The organism is Bradyrhizobium sp. A5 (genome assembly GCF_042076515.1).
Taxonomy (GTDB): domain Bacteria; phylum Pseudomonadota; class Alphaproteobacteria; order Rhizobiales; family Xanthobacteraceae; genus Bradyrhizobium; species Bradyrhizobium cosmicum.
This window is the reverse complement of sequence record NZ_CP148990.1, coordinates 5,732,313-5,757,192: the sequence shown is the minus strand read 5'-3', so window position 1 is coordinate 5,757,192 and position 24,880 is coordinate 5,732,313. Positions and strand designations below refer to the sequence as shown.

Genomic DNA, 24,880 nt, shown 5'->3' with positions numbered 1-24,880 from the left:
CAAATTCCGGGTGAGGGGGAGTCTCCGGGAGTCTCGCTCTGACCGTTCGCGTGGAGAGAGCCCCTCACCCCAACCCTCTCCCCGTAAGAACGGGGAGAGGGAGAGAGTCAGCCCGCCCCCGTCACGCAATTGACCCACAGCACTACGGCCTTCGCATCCTCGGCCGGATTGGAAAACCGGTGCGGCCGGCGGCTCGCAAAGCGAAAACTGTCGCCGGTTTTCAGCGACCACGTCTCGCTGTCCACCATCAGCAGCATCTCGCCGTCGAGCACGAGGCCGGCCTCCTCGCCGTCATGGGTGTAGAGCTCGTCGCCGGTGGAGCCGCCGGGCTCCAGATGCACCAGGAACAAATTGAGCTTGTTGTCGGCGCTGGCCGGGCTCAGCAATTGCTTCGACACGCCGGTGCGCCACAGCTTCAATTCCGGCCGTTGCAGCCCGCGCGTCACCACCTGATCGGATGCACCGTCGGCGCTCGGGCGCGCGCCGAACAGCGCGGCGATGCCGACGCCGAGCACGTCGGCGAGCGTTGCCAGCACACGCAGCGATGGTGACGACAGGCCGCGCTCGATCTGGCTGAGGAAGCCGATCGATAGCTCCGTGCGCGCGGCGACTGTCTCCAGCGAGAATTGCCTGACACGCCTGAGATCGCGGATGCGGCGGCCGACTGCGACGTCCATTGCCGGCTCCGCCGGCTTCGCGCTAGCCTTCGTCTTCTTCACCGCTTTCGCGGCGGCCGGTTTGCGCATTCTTTTGCCACCGCTCACGTCAAACCGCTTCCTTCATGTGCATGAAAACCGCTTGCATCACCCGCGAAAGTGTGACCAAATTTTCATAGTGGTGAAAATAGGCCGAAACGGCTCGGCCCGCAATGTCTGCGATCACGACATTTGCGAGCGCCGCCGGCCGGACCCAAAGGGGAATGCGATGAAGCGTTTTGGTTTGGCCGCGGTCGCGGCGCTCGCGATTTCAGCCGCTATGCCGGCTTCGGCGCAGCAGGTACTGAAGGTCGGCTCGACGCCGACGGGCATTCCCTTCACCTTCCTCGACACCAAGACCAATACCATCCAGGGCATCATGGTCGATCTCGTGACTGAAGTGGGCAAGGATGCCGGCTTCAACGTTCAGATCGAGCCGATGCAGTTCTCGGCGCTGATCCCGTCACTGACCTCGAGCAAGATCGACATCATCGCGGCCGCGATGTTCATCACCGCGCCGCGCAAGGAAGTCGTCGACTTCTCCGATCCGATCTACACCTATGGCGAAGGCCTGGTGGTGCCGAAGACCGACACCAAGGCCTATGCGACGCAGGAGGATCTGAAGGGCGAGACGGTCGGCGCCCAGGTCGGCACCGCCTTCGTCGATGCGTTGAAGAAGTCCGGCCTGTTCGCCGACGTGAAGGCTTACGACACCATTCCCGACATCCTGCGCGACGTGAACACCGGCCGCCTCAAGGCCGGCTACGCCGACTATCCGATCCTGGCCTACAATCTGAAGCAAGGCGGTTTCCCCGAGGTGCGTCTCGTCGACGGTTACAAGCCCGTCACCGTCGGCTCGGTCGGCATCGGCGTGCGCAAGGGCGAGAGCGCACTGCTCGGCAAGATCAACGCGTCGCTGGCCAAGCTCAAGGCCAACGGCACCATCGACAAGATTCTCGGCAAATGGGGCCTGAAGGCACAGGGCTGATCCTCAGGGGCCGATCGATGAAGGCTGGCCGATGAAGGGCTTCTGGCACGACGCCGTCGAGTTCTTTCCGATCCTGATGAGCGGCGTCGCACTGACGGTCGTCGTCACCATCGGCTCGCTGCTGCTCTCGACGGTGCTGGGCCTGATCTGGGCGATGATGCGGGTCTCCGGCATCAAGGCGCTGTCGATGCTCAGCGCCAGCCTGATCAACGTGATCCGCGGCATCCCGATCATCGTGCTGCTGTTCTATCTGTACTTCGTGATGCCCGATCTCGGCGTCACGCTGTCCGCGTTGCAGGCGGCGATCCTCGGGCTCGGCATCGCCTATTCGGCCTACCAGGCCGAGAATTTCCGCGCTGGCATCGAGGCGATCGACAAGGGGCAGATCGAGGCGGCGCAGTCGATCGGCATGGGCTGGTGGCTGACCATGCGCCGCGTGGTGCTGCCGCAGGCGGTGCGGATCGTGCTGCCGCCCTACGGCAACGTCATGATCATGATGCTGAAGGATTCCTCGCAGGCCTCGACCATCACGGTCGCGGAGCTCGCGCTGCAAGGCAAGCTGATCGCGTCATCGACCTTCAAGAACACCAACGTGTTCACGATGGTGGCGCTGATGTATCTCACCATGAGCATTCCGCTGATCCTGCTGGTTCGTCATTTCGAGAAGCGGGCCGGCAAGAAATGATCGAGCTCACCGACGTCCACAAGAGCTTTGGCCAGAACGAGGTGCTCAAGGGCATCACGGCATCGGTCCAGAAGGGCGAGGTGGTCTGCGTCATCGGCCCGTCCGGCTCGGGCAAGTCGACGATCCTGCGCTGTATCAACGGGCTCGAAAGCTACGACCGCGGCGAGATCAGCATCGAAGGCCTCAAGGTCGATCGCGATGCCTCGTCGATCGTGAAGGTTCGCACCCAGGTCTCGATGGTGTTCCAGCGCTTCAACCTGTTCCCGCATCGCACGGCGCTCGAAAACGTCATCGAGGGGCCGCTCTACGTCAAGAAGGAAGCCCGCGCGCAGGCGCTCGAGCGCGGCCGCGCGCTGCTTGCGCAGGTGGGGCTCGCCGAAAAGGCCGACGCGCATCCGCCGCAGCTCTCCGGCGGCCAGCAGCAGCGCGTCGCGATTGCGCGGGCGCTCGCCATGCAGCCCAAGGCGATCCTGTTCGACGAGCCGACCTCGGCGCTCGATCCCGAGCTCGTCGGCGACGTCCTCGGCGTCATGCGCAAGCTCGCCGACGACGGCATGACCATGGTGGTCGTCACCCACGAGATGGGCTTTGCCCGTGACGTCGCCGACCGCGTGCTGTTCATCGACGGCGGCGTCATCGTCGAGCAGGGGCCAGCCAAGGCGCTGCTCAACCAACCACAGCATCCGCGCACGCAGGATTTCCTGCGCCGCGTGCTGCATCCGCTCTGATCGGTCCTCGCCATGACTGCGCGCCTGCCTCTGCCGCCCTCCCTCTATGCCGACACGGCCGTCGCGCCGGTCGCCACGCCGCCGCTCGATGTCGACAAGACCGTCTCTGTCGCGATCGTCGGCGGCGGCTACACTGGCCTGTCCACGGCGCTGCATCTGGCGGAGCAGGGTGTCGAGGCCCTGGTGCTGGAGGCGCAGGAGCCCGGCTGGGGCGCATCGGGCAACAATGGCGGCCACACCAATCCCGGCTTGAAGCACGATCCCGACCAGATCGAAGCGGATTTCGGCGCCGGACTCGGCCGCCGCATGATCGACTTCGCCTACGGCACCACGAACTTCACGCACGATCTGATCCGCCGCTACCAGATCCCGTGCGAGGCGCGGCAGAACGGCACGCTGCGCACGGCGTATAACGAGGCCAGCGCCGCTGCGATCGAGACGACCGCGAAGCAGTGCATCCGTCGCGGCATGCCGGTGACTTATCTGAACCGCAAGCAGCTGCGCGAGATGACCGGCACCGACCGCTATATCGGCGGCATGCTGGACAGCCGCGGCGGCGATCTGCATCCGCTCAGCTACGCGCGCGGCCTCGCGCGCGCCGCGATCTCGGCAGGGGCGAAGGTGCATGGCGAAACGCCGGCGCTGTCGCTCCGTCGCGACGGCAGTCGCTGGCGCATCGAGACGCCGCGCGCGATCGTGCATGCGGACAAGGTGCTGCTCGCCACCAACGGTTTCACCGACGATCTCTGGCCCGCGCTCCGCCGCACCATCGTTCCGGTGTTCTCGTCGATCGCCGCCACCGCACCGCTGTCGGACGAGGTCGCCCGTTCGATCATGCCGACGCGTCCGGTGCTCTACGAAAGCGGCCACATCACCGTCTATTACCGCATCGATCAGCAGAACCGGCTCTTGATGGGCGGCCGCGGCCCGATGCGCTGGATCAGCGCGCCGAACGATGTTGCCTATCTCATGCGTTATGCCGAGCGGCTCTGGCCGCAGCTCAAGGGCGTCGCCTGGACCCACGGCTGGAACAGCCGGCTCGCGATCACCGGGGATCATTATCCGCATGTGCACGAGCCTGCGGAGAGTGTCCTGATCTCGCTCGGCTGCAACGGCCGCGGCGTCGCGCTCTCGACCGCGATGGGCGCCCAGCTCGCCCGCCGCCTGATCGGCGGCGCCAGGGCCGAGATCGACATGCCCGTCACCGGCATCAAGCCGATCCCGATGCATGCGTTCTGGCCCGTTGGCGTGACGACCGCCGTGATCGCGGGGCGTGTCAGGGACCGGCTGGGGATCTGAAGCGGATTAGATTTACTGTTGCTGCAAAGCAGGTGCGCTCCCTCTCCCGCTTGCGGGAGAGATTAAGGAGCCCGTGGCGCGATCGAGTTTCCTCAGCCCTCCGCCACCGCGTCGGCCCAGGGCTGGAAGATTTCGACAGCGCCGGAATTGACGTCGCCGTCGCGCATCACCACGCTCGGGCAGGCGAATTTCTGCGGCAAGGCCTGCACCCGGCTCTCCTCGTAGTCGAAGCGTGCGGCGAGCGCCTTGCGGGCTTCCGCCGGCAGGCGTGCGTCGCAGATCACGATTGCGCCTTCGCTGGCGTCGATGCGTGGCTGGTGGATGGCGGCATCGAGGTCCATGCCGAAATCCATCACGAACGACGCGAGCTGCATCACCGACGGCAGGATGCGGCGGCCGCCGGACGCACCGATCGCGAGGCGTTTGCCATCCTTGGTCTCGGCGATGACAGGGGTGTAGTTGGTGAGGCAGCGCTTGCCTGCCGCGAGCGAGTTGGTGGTGCCCGGCGTCGGGTCGAACCACATGATGCCGTTGTTCATGGCGATGCCGGTGTGCGGCGTCACGTATTTCGAGCCGAAGGACGAGAGCAGCGTCTGCGTCACCGCTGCGATGTTGCCGTCGCGATCGACCACGGAGAAATGCGTGGTGCAGGCCGGTGCCAGATACTCCGCGCCGAGCGAGCGCTTGCCGGCGGCATCGCCCATGTCCTTGAGCCGCTCGGCATAGGCAGCTTGCAGGGCGAGCGCATATTCGCCATAGGCGGCCGCATCGGGCGCGCCTGCCGGTTTCAGATTCTCCTGCAGCAGGCGCAGCGCATGCGCCAGCGTCGGTCCGGCCGTGAGCTCCGGCGTCGCAAGCACCTTGCCGTCGCGATAAGGGATCGCCAGCGGCTCGCGCGGATGAGCGCGGAATGCGGCGAGATCCTCCACCGATAGCGAGCCGCCGTCGGCCTTGATGTCGGAGGCGATGCTCCTGGCGAGATCGCCCTGGTAGAAATCGCGTGGGCCGGCTTCGGCAAGATGCGACAGCGTCGCCTTCAGATTGTCCAGCCGCAGCCGTGTCTCGGACTTGATGCCCCACGGCGCGCTCGGCGGCAGGCCGTCCTTCAGGAACGTGGCCGCGCTTCCTGGATAGCGCCTGAGATCGGCGGCCGATGCCGCGATCATCAGCGTGGTCCACCAGTCGACCAGCATGCCTTCGCCGGCAAGCAGCACGGCCGGCGCGACCAGATCCTTCCACGGCAACCTGGCATGGCGGCGATGCGCCTCCTCCATGCCGGCGACGACGCCGGGCACGGCGACCGCGCCGGGGCCGTGGATGTTGCGGTCGTCCTTCACCCGCGGCCAGGGGAAGAGATCGGAGGCAGCGCCCTCGCCGCTGAGGGGATAGTCGGTGACGCGCAGGCTCTGCGGCGCGCACATGCCGTAGTCGATCACCTCGTAGCGATTTTCCTTGGCGCGGTAGAGCACCATCGCACCGCCGCCGCCGATGCCGCTGTTCCAGGGCTCCAGCACGTTTAGCGCGAAGGTGGTCGCGACGATCGCGTCCACGCAGTCGCCGCCCGCCGCCAGCACTTGCGCCCCCACTTCGGCCGCCCGGCGCGATTGCGCGGCGACGATGCCGCCCTTGGACGTGACGGCGGGTTTGCGAACGGTTTGGGCGAGGCTGAACTGATGAGGCATGATGTCGTCTTGTCTGTTGTCGTCGGTTGTCTTGGTTGGCGGAGCGCGCGGACAATGGCACATTGCGGCAAACGAGAACAATCCAAAGGGAGAAGCGACATGGCAGGTGTGAAACAGGCGCGGGATGGCGCGGTCGGGATATTGACGCTGGACGAGCCGGCGAGCCTGAACGCGATGACTCCGGACCTGCTCGGCGCGCTCGCCGCTGCGGTTGCCGAGACGACGCGGGACGAAAGCGTTCGCGCCCTGGTCCTCACTGGCGCCGGGCGCGGCTTTTGCTCAGGGCAGAATTTGAAGGCATCCGAGGCGCTCGGCGAGGACATCGCCGCCGGTGTCATGCGGTTCTACTGGCCGGCCTTCAGGGCGCTGCGCGAATGCCGCGTGCCCGTCGTCGTCGCCGTCAACGGCGTCGCGGCTGGCGGCGGCTTCAGTCTTGCGATGGCCGGCGACATCATTGTTGCGGCGCGGTCGGCGAGCTTCATCCAGGTATTCAGTCGCATCGCGCTGGTGCCGGATCTCGGCTCGACCTGGCTGCTGCCGCGCCTGATCGGCCGGCAGCGGGCGCTCGAGCTGATGCTGCTGAACGAGCCGCTGACGGCCGAGCGCGCCCAGGAGATCGGCCTGGTGCGGCAGGTCGTCGATGATGCGAAGCTGATGGAGGAGGCGATGACGCTGGCGCGTCGCCTGGCGGAGGGGCCGACGCGCGCCCTGGTCGCGACCCGCGCGCTGATCGAGGAGAGCGAGCATGCGACCTACGAGGCGCAATTCCGCCGCGAGATCGAGCTTCAGGCCACGATCCGCAGGAGCGCCGATGCGGTCGAAGGCCGCAACGCCTTCGTCGAGAAGCGCAAGGCGAAATTCACCGGCAAATAGGGGAGGGATGGCGGACCGCGCTCAGCGTGTGCGGTCCAGCCGGCTGGCCTGATATTTGGCGTGCCATTTCGGCCCCGGGCCGCGCATGTAGTGAAGCTCGGGGCGGTAAGGGTTGCCGGCAATCCGCACCAGCTTCTGCCATTTGGTGGCGATGAAGCTCAGGGGCTGGCAGAGCAGGGTCAGTGAAGCGAACAGCACGGCATCACCTCAATGCGGCTTGCCGAGCATGGCGGTGAAGGGGAGATCGAAAATCTCCTCGCCGTCAGAGCCGCTGACATGAATCACCCAATCGCGCCAGTCCTCGGTGCCGGGCGTCTGGATCATCGAGCTCATGATCTGGGCGGCACGGTCGCGCGCCTCGGTCAGGCTGGTCACCGCGGTGCCGCTGCGATCGATCAGCGTGCCGTCGGTATTGGAGCAGTGAAAATAGACCTGAACCATATTCGTCTCCTATAGGGAGCGATCGGGATGGCAGACCGATACCATCCGAAGCATGCGCGAAACATTCGGGTCGAGCCCGGTAAGGGAATTTACGGATATTGGTCGGCACCAAGGTCGTTTCAGGTTTAATCACAGGCGGGTGATGACCAACTGGACGGCGTTCCCTCGACATGGAACAAGTCTGCACGGAAAGTTTGGGAGGCTGCCGTGCATCACCTCACATTCTGGCGCGAACGTCGCTACCAGCGCCTGTTTGTCGCTGCTGTCACTGGGGTCCTGCTCAGCCTTGCATCGGGAGCCTCCTCCGAACCGGTGAGGAAAAGCGGCTACGTGATCGGCGCGGAGCTCTGCGGCAGCGGCGATCTCGCCTTTCCCAAACTCCAGATCGACATGAAGGCGGGATTTTGCGCCGGCCTCGTCGCCAGCGAGGAGGATGACCTCAAGTTTCCGCGTTCGATCGTCCAGGTGCCGGGCCGTGAGCTGTTCGTCGTGGCCGACATGGGCGGCTGGGGCCACACCGATGGCAGGCTGCTGCTGCTCGATCCGCATGCGCCCCAAGGGCAGGGATTCAAGGAACTGCTGACCGGCATCGAATATCCGTTCGGTCTGTTGATCGGCCCGGACAGGAAGCTCTATGCCTCGACCGCCGAGACGATCTTCCGGTTCGACCCGATCGCGGACAATCCGCGCGGCACGGTCGAGACCATCATCCGCCACATGCCCGGGCGCCGGATCCGGCTGCCTGACGGCACCAGGCTCGACGAGAGCGCGCATCCGCTGAAGCAGTTCGTCTTCGACAGGAACGGGCGGCTGTTCGTCAACATCGGCTCGCACAGCGACGATTGCATCACGCCGGCGCCGATCACGCGGCCTTGCGCGGCCGCCGAAGGCGGTGCCGCGATGGCGTCGATCTGGCTGTTCACGCCGCCCGCGGGCGGTGTCTTTCCGGCGTTGAAGCCGAACGATCCGGATCCGCCTCATCTGGTTTACGCGCGCGGCTTGCGTAATTCGATGGCGTTGGCGCTGCATCCGAACTTTCCCGATGCCGGCTATGCCTTCCTGCAAGGCGAGAACGGCCGCGACCTGCCGGATATCTTCAAGCCGAACGAGGAGATCAATGCGATCGAGCAGGGCAAGCATTATGGCTGGCCCTATTGCTATGATTTGTCGACGCCGAGCCCCGAATTCAGAACCGTGCTGCAGTCCGGCGTCTACAAGTCGCTGTGCACGGCCAACGCGCTCTACAGGCGACCGCTCTCACTGATGCCGCCGCACGGCGCCCCGCTCGCGATGCTGTATTATCACGGCGCCAAATTCCCGGAGCTGGAGGGCAGGCTGCTGGTCGGTCTGCACGGCTATCGCCCGACCGGCAGCCGCGTCCTCGTCTACGACGTCGACGACCACGGCTTCCCCAAGCCGAGCCCTCCGCCGGTGCGCTATCGCGTCAGCTGCGCAGCCGAGCCGACCCACAGCTTCCAGACCGACGCGGGTGAGGTTGCCGCCGCGCCGTTCGAGGAGCTGATCGCCGGCTGGCACCGCGTCAACGGCGCGCGGCCGCAGGGCGCGCCGGTCGGCATGACGGTTGCGGAGGACGGCGCGATCTGGCTGGTCGAGGACAAGAACCAGACCGTGATCCGGATCGATCGCGCCGCGGGCGATCCGCCGTCGCCGCTGCCCTGCGATACCCGCAGCCAGGCGGTGATCGACCAGCTCGCAGCCTTCGTCGCCAGGGACGCGCAGAACCGGATTCGGCTGACCACGCTGCGCAAGGGCCTCGTCGAGAAGCACTGCGTCGGCTGCCATTCGGATTTCGGTCTGAAGCCGGGACAACCGGATGCGGAGAAGGACACAACGGTGCTCCGCTTCATGCTGGCGCAGGACGGCTGGATCTACCCCGGCGATCCCAACTCGGGCAGGCTGCGCACGCGGCTGCGCGGGATCAGTGCGGAGAAGCTGATGCCGCCCGGCGGCGAGAAATTGCCGAAGACCGAACCCGGCTATGCCGGCTTGCTCGATACCGCCGACATGCTCGTTGCGAGAATGGTCCCCGGCACGCGGATGTGGATCAAGGCAGGACCGCCGCAACGCAAGTTCTTCAGCAGAGCCAACAAGGAATGCGGCGAAATACCGGCCTCCAAGGTCGTCGTCGTGACACAAAGGAGCGCTGTAGACAAACCCGGCTTCAGCCGATTCTTCCGGCCGGCCGATCCCTATTTGAATGGCGAGTGCAGCGACGACGATGGCTATTACATCCGGCAGGAATTTCTGGTGCCTGTGCAGTAGCGTTTGTCTCATCCTCGCGGTCTCGTCGGCCCGCGCGGAAACGAAACTGTTCGAAAGCGTGCAGGTCACGCCCGCCAGCGAATACACGTTCGGCATCGAAGGGCCCGCCGCCGATCTCGATGGCAATCTCTTCGTCGTGAACTTCGGCAAGCCCGGCACCATCGGCAAGCTGCCGGCGGGCGGCGCGGCCTCGGAGCCATTCACGGCACTTCCCGAGGGCAGCGTCGGCAACGCGATCCGTTTCGATCGAAGCGGCGCTATGTTCATCGCCGACTACAAGAAGCATAACATCTTCACCATCCCGAAGAGCGCAACCGAGCCCTCGGTCTGGTTTCACTCCGACGAGATGAACCAGCCCAACGACATCACCATCGCGCGCGACGGCACGATCTATGCGAGCGATCCGAACTGGAAAGGTCGCGAAGGCCACATCTGGCGGATCGCCAAAGCCGCCGACGGTTCGGTGCAGGGGCAGGTGATGTCCGCGCCGCGCGCGATGGGCACCACCAACGGCATCGATCTCAGCCCCGACGGCAAGACGCTTTATGTCGGGGAATCCAGCAGCGGCCAGATCTGGTCTTATGCGATCAATGGCAACGAGCTCACAGGCGCAAAGCTTATCAAGACGTTCCAGCCCGACACCGTCGACGGCCTGCGCACCGACGTCGCCGGCCGTCTCTATATCGCTCGCATCCTCAAGGGCACGATCGCGTTGATGAAGCCGAACGGCGCAGTCGAGCGCGAGATCGCGCTGAAGGGCAAGGAGCCGACCAACCTCGCGTTCGGCGGCAGCGACGGCAAGACCGTTTTCGTCACCCAGCGCCAGGGCGGCTTCATCGAGTCCTTTCGCACCGATCAGCAGGGCCGCGAGCACTGCCTGCAGCGCGGGCGTTGCTGAGCATCAGAGGTGGGCTGCTTCCGGCGCAGGACAGCGCGGCAGGGGCGGCATTCTTCTTGCTTGCATCCGGCCGCCGCAGGGATTTAGACATCCGTGGCATGAGAGCGTTTTCGAGCGAAGTGGATGCCGGTTCGCGCTAGGAAAGCGCGTCAAAACAAGAGTACAAAAGCGACCACGGAGTGTTTGAGTGAAAGCCGTCCATACCGAGCTGCATCGCAGCCACGATCCGCAATTCTTCCTGGTTCGCGGTGTCGTCAAGCGCACCACCGAACAGCCCGAGCGCGCCGATCGCCTGCTCGAGGGGTTGAAGGCCGGCAAGCACCAATTGGTCGAGCCGACCACATTCGGGCAGGGGCCGCGTTCGCGCATTCACAGCCCGGAATATCTGTCGTTCCTGAGCGAGGCCTGGGACGCCTGGACGGCGCTCGGCGATTCCGGGCCGGAGATGATCGGCAACATCCATCCCGTGCGCCAAGCGGCGACCTACCCCACCCACATCGTCGGCAAGCTCGGCTGGCACACCGCCGACACTGCAGCACCGATCGGTCCCGGCACCTGGGCCGCAGTATGTGCGGCCACCGATGTCGCAACCACGGCGGCGCAAATGGTGATGGACGGCGAAGACGCCGTCTATGCGCTCTGCCGTCCGCCCGGCCATCACGCCTATCGCGATATGGCCGGCGGCTTCTGCTTCCTCAACAACAGCGCGATCGCCGCCGCACATCTGCGGCTCAAGCACGAGCGCGTCGTGATCCTCGATGTCGACGTCCATCACGGCAACGGCACGCAGGGCATTTTCTACGCGCGCCCCGACGTCTATACCGTCTCGATCCATGCCGATCCCGTCGCGTATTATCCTTATGTGTGGGGCTACGCGCATGAGCGCGGCGAAGGGCCGGGCCTGGGCACCAATCTGAACATCCCCCTGGCGATCGGCACCGGCGATGACGGTTACATTCAGGCCATGGATGTCGCACGCAAGGCGATCGAATCCTTTGCGCCCGGCGCCCTCGTCATCGCACTTGGTCTGGACGCCTCCGAGCACGATCCGCTGAAGGGCCTCGCCGTCACCACGCCCGGCTTTCGCCGCATCGGCCAGGCCATCGCGAAGCTGGGCCTGCCGACCGTGTTCGTGCAGGAGGGCGGCTATCTCTCGGATATCCTCGGGGCGAACCTGACCTCGGTGCTGGCGGGATTCGAAGAGGCGCGGTGAGGCGAGCTCTTCACCTCGCTCCGCTTGTTGGGAGAGGGAATAGACCTCCTAGTCCTTGAACAGGATCTGCTCCAGCAGATCGATACGCCTGATCCGGATGGTGCTGCCGTCGATGGCGATGATGCGGCGGTTCTGGAATCGCTTCAGCATCATCGTCACCCATTGACGGGTCGAGCCGACCATGGCCGCGATCTGGTCATGGGTGATCTTGCGATTGATGATGATGGTGTCGCCGTCGGCAACGCCGTGCAACTCCGACAGCGTCAGCAGGAATTGCGCCAGCCGCTCGATCACCGAGCGTGTACCGAGGATCTGTGCCATCGAGGAGTAGCACTTGCCCTTGGCGATGAGGCCGTCGATCAGCGCCAGCGCGAAGCGCGGCATGCCGGTCAGGAGCTTCTCAAGCGCGGGGCCGGAGAGCGCCGTGATCTCGCAGGCGTCGATGGCGATGCCGGACCACATGTGGATGCCGCCGCCGGAGATCTCGGGACCGCCGATGAAGTGTCCCGGCGTCCAATAGGCGAGCGTGATCTCGCGCCCTGACGGCGCCGTGTAATAGACCCGCACCTGACCGCGCCGGATGATGAAGATGCCGTCGTGCCGATCGCCCTGGCTGAACACCATGTCGCCTTGCGGCACCGTGATCGTGCGGCCGGCCGCGTGCACGCGCGCCTGCTCGGATGCCGACAGGCGATCGAGGAAATGCGCACCCACGTTCAGCCCGTCGACCGTCTCGCTCATGAACAGCGCCGAGCTTGCGGCCTTTGCGCGAGCGCTGCGAGCCGGCCGCGTCCTGGTGCGATCGCTCCAATCGAGCTGAACGCCCGCGCCGGGCGGGTTGGCGTAAGCAGCAGGCTCGGTCACGGCAACGTCCTTGAGTATGGTCATCGCAATCCGTCAATGCTCCGAAGTCTTGCGAACAGGTAAGAGCGGTGATGGTGCGATGTCCATCTCTTTGCGATCGTTCCAAATCACTTAGCAAGGCTTGATATGCGCGCCGTCCGGCGGCGAAACGATTCCGCTGCCGATCGCTCCGTCCTGAGAAAATCCTTTGCGCCGCTGTGCGGCGGAATCTCGAGCCGAGCGGCTGCAGCTACGATGCAAGTAATTGCTTCAACCGCCGCGCCACGCCTTCGATAGTGGCGCCTCGCATCGTCGCCGGCATCGGCCCGGCCTCGGAAGGACAATTCGATGATCGATTTCAGCTCTTTGAGAATGAGTGCGGCCGTTGCGGCCATCACACTCGTCATGTTCGGGCCGTCGCAGGCGGAGACGATCCGCGTGGCGGTCGGGACGCAGGATACGACGATTAATTGCGCGACCGGCGGACTGCTCATTCGCGAGCTGAAGCTGCTGGAGAAGTTCCTGCCCCATGACGGCAAGTACAAGGATGTCACCTACGACATCCAGTGGAAGAACTTTACCAGCGGCGCGCCGCTCACCAACGAGATGGTTGCGGGCAAGCTCGATTTCGGCGCGATGGCGGATTTCCCAGGCTCGCTGAATGGCGTGGCGTTCCAGAAGGCGGGACGCCGCAGCCTCTTCATCAGCGTGCTGTCCGGCAGCACCAAGGGCAGCGGCAACGGCATCGTGGTGCCGTTGAATTCGCCGGTGCAGTCGCTCGACGAGCTCAAGGGCAAGACCATCTCCGTTCCCTTTGCCTCGACCTCGCACGGCATGCTGCTTCGCGCCATCGAGGCCAAGGGCTGGAATCCCGAGACCGATGTCAACATCGTCACCCAGGCGCCGGAGGTCGCGGGGCCGGCCTTGCAGGCGGGAAAGATCGAGGCGCATGCCGACTTCGTCCCATTCGCCGAACTGTTCCCGTGGCGCGGCTTCGCACGCAAGATTTTCGACGGCGCGCAAGCGAACGCGCCGACGTTCCATGGCAGCCTGGTTGACGCCGAGTATGGCGAGAAATATCCGGAGATCGTCGTCGCCTATTTGCGTGCCGCGCTCGAGGCGGACCGCCTGATCGCGGAGGAGCCCGAGAAATACAGCGAATTGATCGCCAAGGTGACTGGCATCGAAGCGGAGGTCGATTATCTCTTCCACGGCCCGCTCGGTCTTCAGACCCGCGACATTACCTGGAAGCCCGAGTATCGCCAGGCGGTCGCCACCTCGATCAAGACGTTGAAGCTGCTCAAGCGTGCGGACAGCGATCTCGATATCAACCAGTTCGTCACGGACAAGTTCATCCGCATCGCGGCCGCGCAGGCCGGGCGTGACTACGACGCCGAGTTGAAGAACTACGCGCAGCTTCCGCTGAAGACCAGGGACGCAGCGACGGGCGCCGAGATCGGCGACACCACACGCGTGGCGCAGATCTGGGTCAAGGACGAGCCCCGTGTGCGTCATTACGCTTCGCCCGAGAGCGCGCTGAAGGCGCTCGCCGGCCTCGAAAAGGACGGCAAGGTCATCCGCGTCGTCTATGCCCAGGATCGTGAGAGCGGCATCAAGCTGTTCGCAAACCAGGCCTGGTTCGTGCGGTCGCCCAAGGGCGAACTGAGCGCGTTCCTGCTCAAGCAGGCGGCCGAGCAATGGTCGAAGCAGCACGGCGGCGAGGTGCTCGATTTCGGCGCCGCGCGCGTGTCTCTCGTCGCGAGCCGGTGAAGGCATGGCCACCGCCATCCAGACGCGGCCCGCCGGCGTCCGATGGCTGGTCCGCGGCCTTTCGATCCTGGCCTGCATCTCCCTGTGGCAGATCGCATCGATGACGCATGTCAATCTGGGGATCGTCACTTTCCGCAACGTGCCGCCGCCGGTCGAGGTCGTTGAATCCGCCGTCGCCCTGTTTCACTCGCCGAAACTGGCGGCGCATATCACCAGCAGCCTCTGGCGGGTTTTCGCGGGTTACGGCGCGGCGGTCGTGATCGGCGTGATCTTCGGTTTCGCCATCGGCCGGTCGCGCGCCGCGAGCGACCTGCTGCTGCCGCCGCTCGAATTGCTGCGGCCGATTCCGGCGGTGGCGTGGATACCGCTCTCGATCCTGATCTTCCCGTCGTCCGAACTGTCGATGATCTACATCACCTTCATCGGAGCTCTGTTTCCCATCGTGCTGAACACGGTCCACGGTGTCGCGAATGTCGACCGCCGGCTGGTCGCCTCTGCCCGCAGTCTCGGCGCGGGGCGGCTGGCGATCCTCAGAGAGGTTGTGCTGCCGGACGCCGCGCCGAGCATCGTCACCGGGCTTGCGATCGGCATGGGCACCTCTTGGTTCTGCCTCGTCACCGCGGAGATGATCTCGGGTCAATTCGGCATCGGCTACTACACCTGGGAGGCCTACACGCTCCAGAACTATGCCGATATCATCGTCGGCATGCTGATCATCGGCCTGCTCGGAATGGGGAGCAGCTGGCTGCTGACGACCGCGGGGCGGCTTCTGATGCCCTGGCGCAGCCCAAGCGTCGCTCGATGAAGGGCGTGGCACGATGAAAGGGATGGGACGATGAACATTCGGGTCGCCGATATCGGTACGCAAAGCATCGGCCGTATCGACATCGCTGATGTCTCGATCTCGCTCGGCGAGGGCCACGCCGCGTTCGAAGCGGTGAGCAGGCTCGACTTTGCCGTCGCGCCGGGCGAGTTCGTCTGCATCCTCGGTCCCTCCGGCTGCGGCAAGTCCACGCTGCTCGGCGCGCTGGCCGGACATCTGCCGGTCACCGCCGGCCGGCTTACGGTCGACGGGCAGCGGGTTCGCGGGCCGAGCCCGGATCGGGGCATGGTGTTTCAGCAGCACACGTTGTTTCCCTGGCAACGGGTGCGCGACAACGTGGCCTTCGGTCCGAAGATGCGCGGCGTTGCGATGCGAGAGCGCGACCGTGCCGCCGATGCCATCTTGAATCTCGTCGGCCTTTCCGGCTTCGAGGCGTTCTATCCGGCGCAATTGTCGGGCGGCATGCAGCAGCGCGTCGAGATCGCGCGGGTGTTGATCAACCAGCCGCGGGTGTTGCTGATGGATGAGCCCTTCAGCGCGCTCGATGCACAGACGCGCGGCATGATGCAGGAGGTCCTGCTCGACATCTGGAGCAAGATCCCGACCACCACGGTCTTCGTCACCCATGATATCGACGAGGCTTTGTTTCTCGCCGATCGCATCGTCGTGATGAGCGCAAGACCCGGCCGGGTGATCGAGGATGCCGTGCTGCCCTTCGCGCGGCCCCGGGGCCACGAGCTCGTGACCGAGCCCGAGTTCGTGCGCCTGAAGCGCCATGTCATGCAGCTCTTGCGACGGCCGGCCGGAGCTGAGCCGCTGCCGCGGCTCAGTCCCCTCGGGGCCTGATTTCAGAGCATCCCGCTGGCCGCGAGCGCCTTGCAGACATGCTGCATCTCGGCCTCGTCCGCGACCATGTCGAGGATGATCGTGGTGAGGCCCTTCGCTGCAAACTCCTTCAGCTTGACGCCGATTTCGGCATAGCTGCCGACGAGGTAGGGGCAGTCGGCCTGGAAGGTCAGGAACGGCAATAGCCAGTAGCCGTTGTCGGCGAGCTCGCCGCTCTGGCCGTCATAGAGGCGCCGCTTCCACACGGAGTCGCTGTTCTCCACGGTGAGCGCGAGCAGTTCGCGATCATCGGGGTTGTCGCGGAAGCGCGCGTTGGCCGCCTGCCTCGCCTCCTCCCAGCTCTCGCGTGCGAAGATGCCGAAATTCATTCCGGGCGCATCCAGCCCGCGGTCGAGATCGGGCGGCAGCATCTGCATCTTGATGCAGCCGGTCTCCCTCGCCACGCGCTGCGCTGCGTCCGATTGGCCGGCGATCAGGAATTCCGGCATCATCTCCGCCGGCAGGCGCGGGCGAAGCTGCAGATGGTGCGCGCGGTAGAACCGGCCCTCGAAATTCACCGGTCGCGGGCTTGTCAGCAACTGGCGCATCAACTCCACGAATTCGCCGAGCCTGACATAGCGGTCTGCATGCGATTGCTCGTCGCCCAGCCCCTGCAAGTCACTGACCGCGGTCCCCGTGATCATGTTGAGATAGACTTTGCGGCCGTGGAGCTGGGCAAGCGACGAGACGAACTTCGCGGCCGTGAACGGGTGCATGTAGACCGGGTTGACCGCGATCAGCGGCGAGCTTCGCGTCGTCGCAGCCATGATGTGCTGGGCCATTGCCCAGGGCTCGACGAACACGTCGTTGCCCTCGAACAGCAGGATGCCTTCAAAGCCGTTGCGGTCGGCGAACTGCGCCACCCGCGTCAGCTCTCCGACATATTTGCTGGCATCGCGGTTGCGCGAAATCGCGGGAAAGACGCGCAGCCGCGGGGGCTTCATTCAGCCGCTTCCTGGAGCGGCCAGGCATTGCGGGTGATGGGAAGGCCGCCGTCGGCGCGTGAGCCGTCGGCGATCGCGAGGCGATGCGACGGCGATGGCGAGCACAGCGAGAAGCGCCAGCCCCGGGGATCGTCGGTGATATCGGGCTTGAATCTGATCTCGATGGCCTCCCGCGACACCTGCATCGCGAAGGCGTCGAGCGGCAGATTGAGCCCAAAACCCCTGGCCTTCAGGTAGGCCTCCTTGAGCGTCCAGTAGTCGAAGAAGCGCTCGATAGCAGCCGGCTCCGGCAGTCCGCGCAAGGCTTCGACCTCCTCCGGCGCAAAGAAGCGAAGCGCAGTCGACAGCGGCGCGACCCGCCGCGACACGGTTTCGACGTCGATGCCGACGGCCTCATGCCGCGATACGACGCAGGCAACGCAGCCGTCGGCATGGGACAGGCTGAAATGCAGCGCGGCCGATGTCGCGGGCGCTGCGACAAACGGTCGCCCGTAGCGGCCGGCCGCAAAAGACCAGTCGGACGGCGCGACGTTGGGCGCGACCCTGGACAGCGCCAGGCGCAGCATTGCGTGTGCAAAGATATACTGCCGCCGATGCCGCTCGAACATGAAGCGGTCGGCGCGGACCCGTTCGTCGACCGAGAGCAAGCGTCGGCACGCATCGACTGCGCCCGGCGCGTCAAAGGTCTCGATCAATCCGACAAACAGTTCAATTCCATCGTCTGCCATCAATTGGGCCCATGGCGTCAGGCGGAGGCAAAACTCCGGCTCTGACAGAAGAATCAACTGAGCAAGAATCAACTGAGCGAACCGCTTCTAGCGATCCACCCGGGCAAATTCTTGTCGATTGCTGGACGGTTTACGGACGCAAGCTTGTGCGAGCCCCCCAGCTCGGCTGGCGGTGCGACCGTTGTCCGAAGATTCGTGCGGCGTCTCGCCGACTAGTCTTACTTTTTCTTCTTGGCCTTCTTCGACCCGCCCAGCACCGAAAGGCTGGCATCGACATCCTTGAGCGCGGATTGCAGCTTCTTCTTCTCGGCGGCGAGCAGCTTCTGGAGCGCCTTGCGGTCCTTGTCGCTCAACGAGGTACCTTTGGTAAATTTGATGAAACCCATAACACTCCCCCGGTTGAAAATAATCGTCCAAATCAAAACGCGAGAATAATCTTGCGCGCTGGAGCCAAAGAATCAAGATGCAACTTGATCATTCACAGCTTTGGCGAGTGAACTCCCATTCGCTCGTTTTGTACAGCGGATCATGCCGCCCTGCGAGTGACCAACCGGCCGAGCGGCGTATTGGGTTGGGCGACGGCCGTCCCGAGCAGCGCGACGAGATCCGCCATCCACTCGCTGACCATGCGGCCATCGAACGACTCTCTCTTGTAGTTGCATGAGCCGGTAATTCCGGTTGGCCGCTCCTTGAGCATCAGCGACAGCCAAGTCTGGTCGATCGGCAGCACCGGCTGGCCCTCGCGTGCGATGTTTCCGATCGATTGCACTGCAATCTCCGGCAAATCCAGCGGCTGGCGCAGTGGATTTTGCAGCGTGAAATAGACCTGGAGCAGCGAGGACGGGTCGATCCCCTCCTGATCGAGATGGTCGGCCAGGATATTGAAGGGCAGTTCCTGCCGCGCATGCGCGTCGAGCACGCTTTGGCGAACCCGGGCCAGGGCTTCCGCGAACGACAACTCCGGCGTGATTCGCGTGCGGACGATGACCGTGTTCTCGAACGGGCCGACGATCCTATCGGTATCCGGCTGGGCGCGATTGGCCATGGCGGTGGCGATCGAGATGTCGTTACGGCCGGTTCGCGCCAGCAGCAGGGCCTTCAGGCCGGTGAGGAGGTACATGAAGAGCGTGCAATTGTGCTGGCCGGCTAGGGCCGTGAGCCGGCCGATCAGCTCGCGCTCGAGGTGGACCGGATGATGCCCGGTGGATGCACTCGGGCTCGCTTTGCCGTCGAAGACGGGGGCAGAGCCGCGCAGATTCTCCGTCCAGTCGGCGGCCTGGCGGCGGGCTGCGTCGGTGCCGCACCACCAGCGCTGCCAGCGCGCGATGTCCGCAAAGGCCAGCGGCAGTTTCGGCAGCGGCGCGGACGGACGTCCGGCCAGCGCCTCATAGCGGTTCGACAACTCCTCGAACAGCACGCCGATCGACCAGCCGTCGGCAATGGCATGGTGGAGCGTCAGCAGCAGCACGTGGTCGTCGGCATGAAGCCGCAACAGCCGTGCCCGCAACAGCGGCGGTCGCGCGGTGTCGAACGGAGTATAGGTTTCCTGCTGGATCAGGAGATCGACCTTTCTGAGCTCGAGCGCTTTGCGCCGCTTGTTATTGTGCGGATGCCCGTCGCCGATGACCTCGACGGTGAGGACCGGCCCGAGCTCGCTGGGTGTGGCGGTGCGGCTGACCGGCTCCTCGCCGCTCCAGCCGAATCCTGTCCGCAGCGATTCGTGGCGGCGCACGATGTCGCCGAACGCCTGGGCGAGGATGGCCGGATCGAGCGGGCCTTCGAGTCGGAAGGCGAAAGGCAAGTTGAACAGCGGCAGCCCGGGCAGCTTCTGCTCGATCCGTATCATCTGGTCCTGCGCGATCGAGAGCGTCGGCCGCCCGCTTTCGGCCAGCCGCGGCACGGTTGCCGTGAGGCTGCGCGGCTTCGCCGTCACGGCTTCGTCGACCCGTCGGGCCAGCTCTTCGATCGTCGCCGCCTCGAAGATGGTCTTGATCGGCAGCGACACGCCGAGTGCTCGGGCGATGCGCGCCATCACCTGGCCCGCCAGCAGCGAATGGCCGCCGAGATCGAAGAAATTGTCGGTGACGCCGAGGCTCTCGACCTTCAGCAGGTCGATCCATATGTCGGAGAGCACCTTTTCGGTGAACCCTCGTGCCGAAACGGCGGTGTCCGGCGCGGAGGCTTCCTGCTGCGTCGGCGCGAGCAGCGCCGATCGGTCGATTTTGCCATGGGCATTGAGCGGCATCTGATCCAGGAACAGGAATGCGGACGGGATGGCGTAACCCGGCAGCCGCCTCTTCAGGAATTCGCGCAGCTCGCTGGCGTTGCTCCGGCTGCCGGACCTTGCAACGATATGGGCGATCAGCCTGACATCGCCGCTCGCCTCGCGGCGCGGCTCGACGATGCCGGCCCGCACGCCCGGATGGTCGGCAAGCGCGTTCTCGATCTCCTTGAGCTCGATGCGGTAGCCGCGGATCTTGACCTGATGGTCGGCGCGGCCGAGGCATTCGATCGTGCCGTCGGCGCGGCGGCGGGCGAGGTCGCCGGTCCGGTACAGGCGCGCGCCGGCCTTGCGCCCGAATGGATCGGGAATGAAGCGCTGCCGGTGTTGCGCGGGATCGTTGATATAGCCGCGGCCGACGCCGGCGCCGCCGATGCAGAGCTCGCCGGTCACGCCGACCGGCAGCGGCTGAAGGTTCTGATCGAGCACGTAGAGCTGGGTGTTGGGCAGCGGCGCGCCGACCGGGACGTTGGCCGTCGCCGTCGCCGGCGCCTTGGTTAGGCGGTGGAGGGAAACGTCGTCGGAACATTCCGATGCGCCATAGGCGTTAATCAACGGCACCTTGGCGCAGCGGGCGAACCATGCACGGCAAAGATCGACCGGCAGCGGCTCGCCGGTCGAGATCAGCAGCCGCAACCCTGCAAAGGTGCGCTGGACCTGCGCTTCGTCCATGCGATCGAGGATCACGCGCAACAGCGACGGGACGATCTCGAGCACGGTGATTCCTTCGCGCTCGATCTCCCGGGCGAGCAATATCGGGTCCTGCACGGTCGCGTTGCCGCAGATATGGACGCGCGCACCGACCATGGGACCGGCGAGGAACTGCCAGACCGCAATCACAAAGCTCTGTGGCGCAGTCTGCGCGATCACGTCCCTGGCCGAGAGGCCAAGCTCCGCAATGAGCGACGCCAGATGGTTCGACAGTCCGCGCTGCTCGATCATGACGCCCTTCGGCGCGCCGGAGGAGCCGGACGTATAGACGAGATAGGCAAGGCTCGAAGCCGCGCGCCGCGCCGCACGCGCCGGCTTGGCGGATCCGGGCGACGTAACCGCATCGTCGATCTCGGCCACATGGATGCGCTCGACCAGCGGTTCGAGCAGCGCTTCGACCATGGCTGACTGCGCGCGTCCGGTCAGCAGCATGCGGGCGCAGCTCGATCCGAGGATGGTCGCGAGCCGTGCCGGCGGCTGGTCGGGATCGAGGTTCAGGAAGGCCGCGCCCACGCGCTGCACCCCGATCATCGTCGCGAGCAGATCGGGGCCGCGGTCCGCCAGCAGGGCGACGACGCTCTCGGCGCCGATGCCCTCGCGGGCCAGCCAGCAGGCCGCCGCCTGGCTGCGGCGGGCGAGCTCGCGATAGGTCAGGGATGTGTGTCCGTCCGACACCGCGATCGCATTCGGTCTCTTCCTCGCCTGGCGATCGAAGCGTTCTCCGAGATTGCCGTCTTTGGGGAAATCGGCCGGAGCGCCGTGGCCTTGCGCCAGCAACTGCCGGCGTTCGGCCTCGGTCCACAGCGGCAGGCGCGAGATGCGCTGCTCGGGATTTGCGATGACGGCCCTGAGCAGCGTCTTGAACTGCGCCGCCATGCCTTCGATCGTCGCCGCATCGAACAGATCGGTGGCGTATTCGAAGAAGCCGGTGAAGCGGCCGTCGGCCTCGACCAGTTCGAGCGTGATGTCGAAGCGCGCGACCCTCGGGTCCACTTCCAGCCGCCGTGTCGACAGGCCGGGGAAACGGGCCGCCTCGATCGAGGCGTTCTGGAGAATGAACATGATCCGGAACAGCGGATTGCCGTCGCTCCGGCGCGCGACCTGCAACGCGCGCAGCACCTCCTCGATCGGTAGGTCCTGGTTGCGGTAAGCATCCAGCGTCACCTGCCGCACCCGCCGCAGCACTTCGCCAAAGCTCGGATCCCCGCCAAAATCGTTGCGCAGGATCAGGGTGTTGGCGAACAGCCCGATCAGGCGCTCGCTCTCGATCTGGTTGCGGTTGGCGATCAGCGATCCGGTCGCGACGTCCTCGTGCCCGGTGTGCCGGAACAGCAGGCATTGGAAGGCCGCAAGCAGCGTCATGAAAGGCGTGACGCCCTGGTCCTGGCTCAGCGCGCGCAGATCGGCCGACAGTGCCTTGGAGAATTCGAGATAGTGACGGGCGCCGTGGCCGCTCCAGACCTCCAGTCGCGGCCGGTCGGTTCGCAGAGGCAGTGTGGTGACGCCGTCGAGCTGCGCCCGCCAGTAGTCGAGTTGTTCCTTCGCCGCTTCTGTCAGCGCCCAGCTCTGCTGCCAGAGCGCAAAGTCGCGATACTGGAAAGCGGGCGAGGGCAGCGCCGCCGCACTCGTCTTGCGCGCGGCGGCATAATGGGCGGCGAGCTCCTCCCAGAACAGGCGCTGCGACCAGCCGTCGGTGACGAGGTGGTGGACGTTGACCACCAGCGCGTGGCTGGATTTGTCGAATGACAGCAGCGTGATCTTCAGCGGCGGCTCCTTCGCCAGATCGAACGGATATTGCGCAAGCTCGAGCGCCGCGCGCCTGATCGCCGCTTCCCGCTTGTCCGCGGGGCAGGGCTTGAGCTTGATCCGCTCGAACTGCGGCGGCGACTGCAGCACATGCTGTACCGGCTCGCCGTGGCGTTCGACGAAGACCGAGCGCAGCGCCTCGTGGCGCGCGCAGATCGTGGTCAGACTCGCCTGGAGCGCAGAGACGTCGACCAGGCCTTTGAGCACGGCGACTTCGACGACGTTGTAGTTGTAGCGGGTCTTGTCGAGCCGCGAGAGCAGGTACATTCGCTGCTGCTGGAACGACAGCGGCGCCTCCGGTGCCGCCGCCTGGCGCCAGGCCGGCAGCATCGTTTCGCGATGCGTTGTCGCGGTCTCGATCCGGGCCGCGAGCGCGGAGACCGTGGCGCAATCAAAGATGTCTTCGAACGAGAAGTCGACGTTGAAGCGTTCGCGCAGGCGCGAACGCATCTGGGTCGCCGCGAGCGAGTCGGCGCCGAGCGCAAACACGTCCTGGTCGACACCGACCTGCGGCAGCTCCAGCAGGCCGGCCCAGATATCCGCGAGCTGGGTTTCCAGCGCGGTGCGCGGCAGCCGCGCTTCGTCGCTATCCTCGGTCCTCGCGATCAGATCGACCAGCGCATTGCGCTTGACCTTGCCGCTGGCGCCCTTCGGCAGCGCCGCCACGGCGCGGATCAGGCTCGGCACCTTGTAGGCGGCAAGGCGCTTGCGTGCGAACTGGCGCAACTGGTCCGAGGTCGCCTCGGAATTCGGCCGCAGCACCACGACGGCGGCGACGTTCTCGCCGAGCTTTGGGTGCGGGACGGCAAACACGCCGGCCTCGAGCACCGCCGGATGGCTCAGCAGGACCTCTTCGACCTCCAGCGGCGAGATCTTCTGGCCGCCGCGGTTGATGACGTCCTTGATACGGCCCACGATGTAGAGATAGCCGTCGGCATCGAGGTAACCGAGATCGCCGGTCCGGAACCAGCCGCCGCGAAATGCAGCCTGCGTCGCCGCGTCGTCGTTGTAATAGCCGCGCGTCATGTTCGGTCCGCGCAGCATGATCTCGCCATGCTCGCCGCTCGCAAGCGCCCGGCCTGTCTCGTCCATGATCGCGATCTCGGGGCCCGCGGCGCGGCCGACTGATCCGACCTTGCGCAGCTCGAATGGATTGGCGGCGATCTGCGAGGCCGCTTCTGTCATGCCGTAGGTCTCGAGCACGGGGACGCCGAACATGGCCTCGAGCCCGCTCAGGATCGCAGGCGCGAGCGAGGACGAGGCCGAGCGGATCACGCGCAGGGACGAGGACCGGGCGCGATCCGGGTCGGCTTCCGCCGCCGTCAGCAGCGCGCGATGAATGGTCGGCACCGCCGTGTACCAGGTCGGCTGCAGCTCTCGCATCCATCCGAAGAAGGACGATGCGTCGAAACCGTTGGTGCAGATCACGCTGGAGCCCGCGGCCAGTGCCGTCAGCAGGCCGGAGATCAGGCCATGGGCGTGAAACAGCGGCAACATGTTGAGCAGGCGATCATGGGACGCCAGCGACAGCACGCGGCCGGCATTGTGAGCGGACAGGCACACATTGCGCTGGGTCAGCGGCACCATTTTCGGCCGCGCCGCGGTGCCCGAGGTCAGCAGGATGAAGGCGTCATCGTCGCCGCTCGAAGCGCCGCTGGCGTCTGCCGGACCAACCGCCGGTCCGGCGAACGTGCAGGCGCCGAGACGATCGTCCGGCCCCGGCACGAAATCGATCACCGCGATATCCAGCGCCCTGGCGACGTCGCGACTGGCCGAGTTCATATCGGCACGGGTGACCAGCCCCCTCAGCTTCAATTCGCTGAAATAGCGTTGCAGCTCGTCTGCGGTCAGATCTGGGTTGACCGGGACGCAGGCACAGGCCGAGGCGACGGCGATCAGCGCTAGCGCACTGTCGGCGCCGCGCGGCAGTGCGACGGCAATCCGGTCGGCCGGGGTGATGCCACGCCCGCGCAGGGTGCGGACCAATTGCTGGATCAGCTTGTCCAGCTCGCCGTAGGTGAGGGCCGGCCGGCCCGGTGCAAGGAGCGCGGGCGCCGCCGGCGTCTTCCGCGCATGAAAGTCGAGAAAGCCGCTGATATGGGCAAAAGTCCCGGTTTCGGCGCCTCTGCCGTCCGATCCCTCTCCCGCTCCGGATGCAATGTCCGACAATGCCATTCCCTTTTGATCTGATTGAGCTATTCTTCCCAAGAGTTAGGGAACGCGTCCAGTCTGAGGTGAAGTTCGGGCCCCAAAATCTGTGGTTGAGGGGCCTAAAGCCCTTCGACGGAGTGATGGTCGGGCAGA

General features: G+C 65.4%; 20 protein-coding genes. 11 read left to right on the top strand and 9 right to left on the bottom strand.

Annotated features, from left to right (window positions below; genetic code table 11):
* Positions 1-107 precede the first annotated feature (107 nt).
* The gene (locus tag WHZ77_RS27310) at positions 108-746 is read right to left on the bottom strand and encodes a helix-turn-helix domain-containing protein (protein ID WP_375310793.1); all 639 of its coding nucleotides are present in this window, start codon (positions 744-746) and stop codon (positions 108-110) included.
* A 178-nt stretch (positions 747-924) separates the two neighbouring features.
* Between WHZ77_RS27310 and WHZ77_RS27305 the strand changes: the two genes are divergently transcribed.
* From WHZ77_RS27305 to WHZ77_RS27290, 4 genes are read left to right on the top strand one after another with little or no spacing between them, the layout of a single operon-like run.
* Complete coding sequence (locus tag WHZ77_RS27305; RefSeq protein WP_375310792.1) at positions 925-1,683, top strand: ABC transporter substrate-binding protein; 759 nt, start codon at positions 925-927, stop codon at positions 1,681-1,683.
* A gap of 31 nt (positions 1,684-1,714) precedes the next feature.
* On the top strand, positions 1,715-2,368 hold the full coding sequence (locus tag WHZ77_RS27300) for an amino acid ABC transporter permease (RefSeq protein WP_375310791.1): 654 nt from the start codon (positions 1,715-1,717) through the stop codon (positions 2,366-2,368).
* Positions 2,365-3,096 carry an amino acid ABC transporter ATP-binding protein gene (locus WHZ77_RS27295; RefSeq protein WP_375310790.1) on the top strand — a complete coding sequence of 244 codons (732 nt, stop codon included), beginning with the start codon at positions 2,365-2,367 and terminating at the stop codon, positions 3,094-3,096. The genes WHZ77_RS27300 and WHZ77_RS27295 overlap by 4 nt, the downstream gene beginning before the upstream one ends.
* A gap of 12 nt (positions 3,097-3,108) precedes the next feature.
* A complete protein-coding gene (locus WHZ77_RS27290; protein ID WP_375310789.1) occupies positions 3,109-4,395 on the top strand; it encodes an NAD(P)/FAD-dependent oxidoreductase in 1,287 nt (428 codons plus the stop codon).
* Positions 4,396-4,487: 92 nt separating this feature from the next.
* On the opposite strand, the gene WHZ77_RS27285 is transcribed toward WHZ77_RS27290, so the two are convergent.
* Positions 4,488-6,077 carry a gamma-glutamyltransferase family protein gene (locus WHZ77_RS27285; RefSeq protein ID WP_375310788.1) on the bottom strand — a complete coding sequence of 530 codons (1,590 nt, stop codon included), beginning with the start codon at positions 6,075-6,077 and terminating at the stop codon, positions 4,488-4,490.
* 99 nt (positions 6,078-6,176) lie between these two features.
* Here WHZ77_RS27285 and WHZ77_RS27280 point away from each other — a divergent pair, with 99 nt between their 5' ends.
* Positions 6,177-6,950 carry an enoyl-CoA hydratase-related protein gene (locus WHZ77_RS27280; protein WP_375310787.1) on the top strand — a complete coding sequence of 258 codons (774 nt, stop codon included), beginning with the start codon at positions 6,177-6,179 and terminating at the stop codon, positions 6,948-6,950.
* 21 nt (positions 6,951-6,971) lie between these two features.
* Here the strand turns inward: WHZ77_RS27280 and WHZ77_RS27275 are convergent, their stop codons facing one another.
* Together WHZ77_RS27275 and WHZ77_RS27270 are read right to left on the bottom strand one after the other, a co-directional pair.
* Entirely contained in the window at positions 6,972-7,148 is a 177-nt protein-coding gene (locus WHZ77_RS27275) for a hypothetical protein (RefSeq protein ID WP_168213515.1), read from the bottom strand.
* Between the two features lie 9 nt (positions 7,149-7,157).
* A complete protein-coding gene (locus tag WHZ77_RS27270; protein ID WP_015688253.1) occupies positions 7,158-7,391 on the bottom strand; it encodes a DUF6894 family protein in 234 nt (77 codons plus the stop codon).
* A 207-nt stretch (positions 7,392-7,598) separates the two neighbouring features.
* Here WHZ77_RS27270 and WHZ77_RS27265 point away from each other — a divergent pair, with 207 nt between their 5' ends.
* From WHZ77_RS27265 to WHZ77_RS27255, 3 genes are all read left to right on the top strand, one after another.
* A complete protein-coding gene (locus WHZ77_RS27265; RefSeq protein ID WP_375310786.1) occupies positions 7,599-9,674 on the top strand; it encodes a PQQ-dependent sugar dehydrogenase in 2,076 nt (691 codons plus the stop codon).
* A complete protein-coding gene (locus WHZ77_RS27260; RefSeq protein ID WP_375310785.1) occupies positions 9,631-10,572 on the top strand; it encodes an SMP-30/gluconolactonase/LRE family protein in 942 nt (313 codons plus the stop codon). Before WHZ77_RS27265 ends, WHZ77_RS27260 begins: the two co-directional genes overlap by 44 nt.
* Positions 10,573-10,759: 187 nt before the next feature.
* Positions 10,760-11,785: a histone deacetylase family protein gene (locus WHZ77_RS27255; RefSeq protein WP_375310784.1), complete on the top strand. Its 1,026-nt coding sequence runs from the start codon at positions 10,760-10,762 to the stop codon at positions 11,783-11,785.
* A 48-nt stretch (positions 11,786-11,833) separates the two neighbouring features.
* On the opposite strand, the gene WHZ77_RS27250 is transcribed toward WHZ77_RS27255, so the two are convergent.
* The gene (locus WHZ77_RS27250) at positions 11,834-12,673 is read right to left on the bottom strand and encodes a Crp/Fnr family transcriptional regulator (RefSeq protein WP_375310783.1); all 840 of its coding nucleotides are present in this window, start codon (positions 12,671-12,673) and stop codon (positions 11,834-11,836) included.
* A gap of 327 nt (positions 12,674-13,000) precedes the next feature.
* On the opposite strand from WHZ77_RS27250, the gene WHZ77_RS27245 reads away from it, so the two are divergent.
* The 3 genes from WHZ77_RS27245 to WHZ77_RS27235 are packed head-to-tail and all read left to right on the top strand — an operon-like array spanning position 13,001 to position 16,067.
* Complete coding sequence (locus WHZ77_RS27245) at positions 13,001-14,398, top strand: ABC transporter substrate-binding protein (RefSeq protein ID WP_375314821.1); 1,398 nt, start codon at positions 13,001-13,003, stop codon at positions 14,396-14,398.
* A gap of 4 nt (positions 14,399-14,402) precedes the next feature.
* Entirely contained in the window at positions 14,403-15,203 is an 801-nt protein-coding gene (locus WHZ77_RS27240) for an ABC transporter permease (protein ID WP_375310782.1), read from the top strand.
* A 30-nt stretch (positions 15,204-15,233) separates the two neighbouring features.
* Positions 15,234-16,067, top strand: coding sequence for an ABC transporter ATP-binding protein (locus tag WHZ77_RS27235; protein ID WP_375310781.1), 834 nt, complete (start codon positions 15,234-15,236; stop codon positions 16,065-16,067).
* A 2-nt stretch (positions 16,068-16,069) separates the two neighbouring features.
* On the opposite strand, the gene WHZ77_RS27230 is transcribed toward WHZ77_RS27235, so the two are convergent.
* The 4 genes from WHZ77_RS27230 to WHZ77_RS27215 all read right to left on the bottom strand — a co-directional run bounded on the left by WHZ77_RS27230 (position 16,070) and on the right by WHZ77_RS27215 (position 24,751).
* Complete coding sequence (locus WHZ77_RS27230; protein ID WP_375310780.1) at positions 16,070-17,050, bottom strand: LLM class flavin-dependent oxidoreductase; 981 nt, start codon at positions 17,048-17,050, stop codon at positions 16,070-16,072.
* On the bottom strand, positions 17,047-17,778 hold the full coding sequence (locus WHZ77_RS27225; RefSeq protein ID WP_375310779.1) for a 4'-phosphopantetheinyl transferase family protein: 732 nt from the start codon (positions 17,776-17,778) through the stop codon (positions 17,047-17,049). The genes WHZ77_RS27230 and WHZ77_RS27225 overlap by 4 nt, the downstream gene beginning before the upstream one ends.
* A gap of 218 nt (positions 17,779-17,996) precedes the next feature.
* Positions 17,997-18,164, bottom strand: a complete 168-nt coding sequence (locus tag WHZ77_RS27220) for a hypothetical protein (RefSeq protein ID WP_015688246.1) — start codon at positions 18,162-18,164, stop codon at positions 17,997-17,999.
* A gap of 140 nt (positions 18,165-18,304) precedes the next feature.
* Complete coding sequence (locus WHZ77_RS27215) at positions 18,305-24,751, bottom strand: amino acid adenylation domain-containing protein (protein ID WP_375310778.1); 6,447 nt, start codon at positions 24,749-24,751, stop codon at positions 18,305-18,307.
* Positions 24,752-24,880: the final 129 nt, after the last annotated feature.